We start from the raw sequence: 5,387 nt of genomic DNA on the forward strand, positions 1-5,387 counted from the left end.
TGAGCCTCAGGCGATCAACCCGCCTGGTTGTCGACCGGAACCCAAACGCCGGGACGAGACAGATCTACCAACGGATTACTGGCGCAGAACACTAGGTTGGCTGACGTGAGTGTGCGGGGGCGGAGTTACCGATACATCGGACCGATCGAGCTGAAGACAGCGGTCCGGCCTGGCAGCGGCGGGTGGCGGATCAGCTCGGCGGCTGACTTCGACGGCTGGATCGCTGAGCGATCGGCAGCGGAACTGGCCGAACCGTTCACCTTCGTGGTCGACACAGACGGTGTGCTTCGGCTGGCGCCACGGCGAAGCGAACACGTGGCCTGCGCCGGCGGAGACATGGTTCTGAGTGCCGGCGAGATCGGCTTCCTGCGCGAGGCAGACCGGTGGACTGTGGGCGAGGTCAGCAATCAGTCCACCGGGTACTGCCCAGACGTCACCTCCTGGGCGGCAGTCGCCGATGCCCTGGACCGCGTAGGCGTCGGGCGGCCCTCCGGCTTCTCCCACGAGGTGGTGTTCCGGCGGTGCCCCGACTGCCAGGAGCACAACGTCGTGCGCGAGGACGACTTCGTCTGCGTCTTCTGTGGCAGTGATCTCCCTGCGGCCTGGAACGTGGATCCCATCGCGTGAAGGCCAAGTGTCACAGCCACTCGTTGATGGCAGCGACGAGGGCGGTCGCCTCGTAGCGGACCGCAAGCTTGTCGTAGCGGGTGGCCACGGCGCGGTGGCGCTTGAGGCGGTTGATTCCGCACTCGACCGCATGACGCTCGCGATAGTCGGCCGGGGCGAAGCGTGGCGGCCTGCCGCCGAGGGAGCCGAGTCTTTGGCGGTTTCCTGCCTGGTCGGCGTTGTCGGGGATGGTGCAGCGAATCCCGCGGCGGCGCAGGTAGGCGCGGTTCCTGCGGGATGCATTTGCCTTGTCGGCGCGTACACGATCGGGACGGACGCGCGGCCGGCCTGGCCCGATGCGGGGCACGCGGACCTTCTCCAGCACCGGTTCGAACTGCGGCGAGTCCCCGTGCTGTCCAGCGGTGATCACGATGGACATAGGCTTTTGACCCTGCTCGACGGCCAGGTGCAGCTTGGTGGTGAACCCACCCCGCGAGTGTCCCAGCCCGTGGTCAACGGGCTCGGTGAACACGCCGCCCGGGGGTTCCTTCTGCAGGTCGCCGTGTTTCCGAGCACCGGCCGCATGCTGGTGGGCTCAGTTCGAACCGGTCCTGGAGGCCATCCGGGTCCCCCGCTCGGGCTGGGGAGGCCCCGCAAGCCGCCGGACCGCATGCGGGCCGACAAGGCGTACGGCTCCCGCAGCAACCGCTCCTACCTGCGCAGACGCGGGATCAAGGCCACCATCCCGGTGCCTGCGGACCGGGCCGCAAACCGGCTCAAGTGCGGCTCGCGCGGCGGCCGGCCGCCGAAGTTCGACAAGGACGACTACAAGCACCGGCACGCGGTCGAGTGCGGGATCAACCGCCTCAAGCGCCACCGGGCCATCCCCACTCGGTAGGACAGACTCGCTGTCCGCTACGAAGCGACCCTCAGACGACGTCGAATTCGTTGCCCTCGGGGTCCTGCATGGCGGCGGCGTAGAGCCCCATGTCCGGCTCATCCTTAATCCGCAGCACGGCGGCGCCGGCTTTGACCAGCCGTTCCACCGTGGTCTTGACCCGCTGTGTGCGGACGTCCAGTGGGACGTCACGGCCCCCACCGACCTTCAGGTCGAAGTGCCACCGGTTCTTGGCGACCTTCGGCTCCGGAACCTGCTGGAACCACACCCTCGGTCCACGTCCCGCGGGATCGGTGATCGACTCCGGAATATCCCCGGCACCGGCCGGCAACCCTGCCTCGGGCACCCCCACCGCCGCCCAGTAAGCACGCCACGTGGCGTGCCCGCCCGGCGGAGGCTCAGGCACGTAGCCCAGGGCCTCGGCCCAGAACGTCACCATTCTCTGCGGATCGGAGCAGTCGATCGTCAGCTGCACTGTCATCTCCATCCTCGGAGCATCCCAGGCAGGACTGACAGACGATCAACTTTCGCAACAGGCCCTACTGATCTTTTCGTAAGTTCGGTGGGTGTAGTGGGTGGATGGTCAGGCCGGTGTGGGCGAGGAACGACCACGGCAGCTGCTGGTTGCGGTTGATGCGGTGGATGCCTTGTTCGCTGGCGTCGGCAACGTCGGCGAGGTGGTCGCCGACGAGGTTCGCGAGTTCGCGTTTCTTGAGCGACGACCACAGCAGCACCACCGGGTTCAGCTCGGGAGCGTATGCGGGTACTCGCTCCAGAGTCAGCCACTCCTGTTCCGCGACCCATGCTCGCATCGCCCGACTCCAGTGGGCGGACAGGCCGTCCCACACCAGAATCACCCTGTCCCCGCAGTAGAACGTCTTGACCTGTTCCAGGACCTCGATGAGGGCGGTGGAGTCCGTAGCTGCCGGGCTTGAGGTGGAAACACAGGCGGGGACCACGGGCGGGGTCGGTGGCGTGGTAGCCGAGAGCCGCAGCCATCGACGCCCGTTTCCAGTTCAACCGGTGCCGCAGGAGCGGAGTGCGGCCGCGGGGTGCGTAGGTGCGGCGGACCTGAGGCAACAGAGAGACGCCTGATTCGTCGAGGAACACGATCCAGGCACGTGTGTTCACCGCCCCCCTTTTGATGCGCGGCCACTCGTGCGCGATCCAGCGAGCAATCGCAGACTCGTCCCGCTCCACCGCCCGGCGCTCGGGACGCTGCAGACTCCACCCCAGCCGGCCGGTCAGCAGACGCCACACCGACGCCCGCGACAGAGACACCCCCGTCACACGCTCGACGACCAGGCCGACTCGCTCCAAGGTCCACAGATCGGCCTCGAACCCATGGGCCTGAGCGCCCCGTTCCAGCGCCGCCCGCACCTCGTTCACCTGGCCGTCGTCCAACTTGGGCGGGCGACCAGTGGCCGGACGCCGCCGCAAGGCCGCAGCTCCAGCTTCCTCCCACACACGCCTCCACCGCCGCACGCTCTCGCCACACACCCCCACCGCCCGCGCGATCTCCACATTCGACCCACCCTCCTCGAACAACTCGACGGCCCGAACACGACGCGCCTCCGCCAACTGCGGCCGCGACAAAGGAGGAAGAGAAGAACCAGACACCGAGGACGAAGGCACATAGGACACCCTGACAGCCTCCCACCGACAAGACCTCCACACCCACCGAACTTACGAAAAGATCAGTAGGCCTGTCCGGCGAGGGGATGCCTTCACGTCTCGGCGCGGCGGAACCTACGGTTTGTGGGTTACCCAGAGCAGTTCCGCCGGCCAGCGGTGTGCCCAGTCGGGTGGGTCGGTTTCGTTGTAGCCGTTGGGAGTTCCGAGTTCGGGCCGCGGCTCGATGAGGTCGTCGATGATGAGACCCGCGCCGCGCAGGACCTTGACCCAGTCGCCGTAGGTGAGCTGATAGCTGGTCGCGCCGTCGTCTTCGGCGATGGTGTTCAGCCCGAAGTAGTCCTGCTGCAGCGTCGTGGTCACGCGGCTGGCGGCTTCGTCGTAGCAAGCTTCGAACCATGGGCTGGCGACGTTGAACACCAGGCGCCCGCCTCGGCCCAAGACGCGTGCGGCCTGCGGGACGGCCAGGTGCGGGGGCGCCCAGCTGAGCCCACCGAAGTCGCAGAACACCAGGTCGAAGCTGTCGGCGGCGAAGGGGAGTTGTTCGGCGGCGCCTTGCACCAGCGGGTAGCGGGCCGCACCCATCGCGCGGGCCGCAGCGGCGAGTTGGGCTTCGGACAGGTCGAGCCCGACCACGGTGGCGCCCTCGGCGGCGAGCGCCCTGGACCACTGGCCGGCGCCGCAGCCGAGTTCGAGGACGCGCTTGCCGGTGACGTCGCCCAGGGCGTGCAGGTGCGCGTCGGGGATGGAGTACATGCCCCACAGCCGCGGTGTGGCGCCGATTTGCGGGTCGTGCTCGTGCTGGTAGGCGCTGCTGATCCGGTTCCAGAGCCGCCGGTTGGCGGGGATGCTGTCCACGTGCCGACTCCAGCACTGCCTGCCGGGGGCGGTCAACACGATTAGGGCACTGGCCGGCCCTCGCCTCGGTCCGGCCCTGGTTCGGCCCATGATCCGCCGGACGAGCCCTAACTGGCACGCTGAACACCTCGCAGAGCCTCCCCGGGGCAGTCGGGGGGAGGCCTCCTCATGGGCGGCCTATCGACTACCCTGACCGCACATTGGTCACGCACCAGGCGGCGGCCGACTGGACGACGCCGGGGACTCGGAGACACCCGCCACACGGAAAGGGGCAGGGCGGGCGGGCCATGTGTCTCGTGTGCCGGGCCAAAGCAAGCCGGGCCCGGCCAGGTCGACCAGCCAGCCAGTGGCTCCGGCGGCACGCGGCCGGTTGCGTGCCCAGAGCTCGATGTCGTCGACTGGTGACCTGGGCACGCCCCTGGTGGTCACTGGCCTGGGCACGGTCGAGCTGTATTTGTCCTGCCCGCCGGCTGCCGGACATCGTCCGCCGACGAGCTGCCCAGGCGCACGACAGCCGGGCGTACAAGGCCCGCTGACGGGCTGATCGCAAGCAGGAAGGCTTCAAGGCGCACCCTGGTCTTCCATCACATGGTCAAGGAGAAGCTCGGCTTGCCACGCCAGGCGGGGCGGGTGACGGTCCCACCCAACGCGTCCACGCCCCACGGCACCTGGGAATCGGCCAGGTACCGCGCCTCGTCGGCGGGCAGGTCGGCGGCGAAGGACGCGGCGAACTTCTCCCGGTCCAGGAAGAGGAAGCCGTCGCGGGGCGGCAGGATCGGCGGAACGGGCGCGCCGGGCGGCGGGTCGGCGATCAGGGTGCTGACGGATTCGTCCTTGTCGGGCGCGAACGCCGTGACGTACACGAGCGCGCTCACCTCTCGTGGTTGCCCGCCTCAGGAGATCACCGCGCCGCCGTAGGAGTCGCGGGTGCGGGACGCCGGCCATCGAGCGAGTGTCAGTGGGCGGCGGCCGTGTGCACGGCCTTCGCGTACAGCGCCTTCCAGAGTCTGCCCGCCCCGGGCATCAGGACGAAGACGAGGAGCGCGAAGGGTCAGCCCCCCTGCACCGATCTCGTACTGGTGTTTGACCATCGTCGGTGGCGGCTACTCGCCCTCGGACGCCTGCTCGCAGCTAAACCAAGCGAGGTCGACACGCTGCTGCCGGCAGTCTCAGCCGACGGGACCCACGCAGGACAGGCAGCAAGGGGCTGGTCTCGATGACCATGGCGACACAGCGGGGCGGCGGGGGCGGTTCCAGCGGCCTGTATGACGTTCTGGAACTCATTCTCGACCGCGGGCTGGTGATCGACGCGTCCATACGGGTCTCCCTCCTCGGCCTCGAGATACTCACGATCGACGTACGGGTCGTGGTCGCCAGCATCGACACCTATCTC

The 5,387-nt window shown here is 68.4% G+C and carries 6 protein-coding genes and 3 pseudogenes; 3 read left to right on the top strand and 6 right to left on the bottom strand.

The annotated features are described in order from the left end of the window. Window positions 1-105 precede the first annotated feature (105 nt). Window positions 106-627, top strand: coding sequence for a hypothetical protein (locus ACWEN3_RS40420; protein WP_452981922.1), 522 nt, complete (start codon window positions 106-108; stop codon window positions 625-627). 10 nt (window positions 628-637) lie between these two features. On the opposite strand, the pseudogene ACWEN3_RS40425 reads toward ACWEN3_RS40420, so the two are convergent. Then, a pseudogene (locus ACWEN3_RS40425) lies at window positions 638-1,201 on the bottom strand (IS5 family transposase); the annotation flags it as partial. A 1-nt stretch (window position 1,202) separates the two neighbouring features. On the opposite strand from ACWEN3_RS40425, the pseudogene ACWEN3_RS40430 reads away from it, so the two are divergent. Next, window positions 1,203-1,501, top strand: a pseudogene (locus tag ACWEN3_RS40430) (transposase); the annotation flags it as partial. A 34-nt stretch (window positions 1,502-1,535) separates the two neighbouring features. On the opposite strand, the gene ACWEN3_RS40435 reads toward ACWEN3_RS40430, so the two are convergent. From ACWEN3_RS40435 to ACWEN3_RS40455, 5 genes and pseudogenes are all read right to left on the bottom strand, one after another. After that, the gene (locus ACWEN3_RS40435) at window positions 1,536-1,991 is read right to left on the bottom strand and encodes a VOC family protein (protein ID WP_452981913.1); all 456 of its coding nucleotides are present in this window, start codon (window positions 1,989-1,991) and stop codon (window positions 1,536-1,538) included. Window positions 1,992-2,043: 52 nt separating this feature from the next. Further along, window positions 2,044-2,463, bottom strand: coding sequence for a transposase (locus ACWEN3_RS40440; protein WP_452981914.1), 420 nt, complete (start codon window positions 2,461-2,463; stop codon window positions 2,044-2,046). Between the two features lie 76 nt (window positions 2,464-2,539). Beyond that, window positions 2,540-3,181 (bottom strand): annotated as a pseudogene (locus ACWEN3_RS40445) (IS630 family transposase); the annotation flags it as partial. Window positions 3,182-3,253: 72 nt separating this feature from the next. Continuing rightward, the gene (locus tag ACWEN3_RS40450) at window positions 3,254-3,994 is read right to left on the bottom strand and encodes a class I SAM-dependent methyltransferase (protein ID WP_452981917.1); all 741 of its coding nucleotides are present in this window, start codon (window positions 3,992-3,994) and stop codon (window positions 3,254-3,256) included. Window positions 3,995-4,578: 584 nt separating this feature from the next. Then, on the bottom strand, window positions 4,579-4,869 hold the full coding sequence (locus tag ACWEN3_RS40455) for a hypothetical protein (RefSeq protein WP_452981919.1): 291 nt from the start codon (window positions 4,867-4,869) through the stop codon (window positions 4,579-4,581). A gap of 341 nt (window positions 4,870-5,210) precedes the next feature. Between ACWEN3_RS40455 and gvpJ the strand changes: the two genes are divergently transcribed. After that, a partial coding sequence (gene gvpJ / locus ACWEN3_RS40460) for a gas vesicle protein GvpJ (protein ID WP_452981924.1) occupies window positions 5,211-5,387 on the top strand: 177 nt, incomplete at its 3' end.

The organism is Streptomyces sp. NPDC004561, from assembly GCF_053602155.1.

Excerpts from the sequence above, each read along its gene's own strand:
- ACWEN3_RS40435 (WP_452981913.1), bottom strand. The coding sequence starts at position 1,991 with ATGGAGATGACAGTGCAGCTGACGATCGACTGCTCCGATCCGCAGAGA.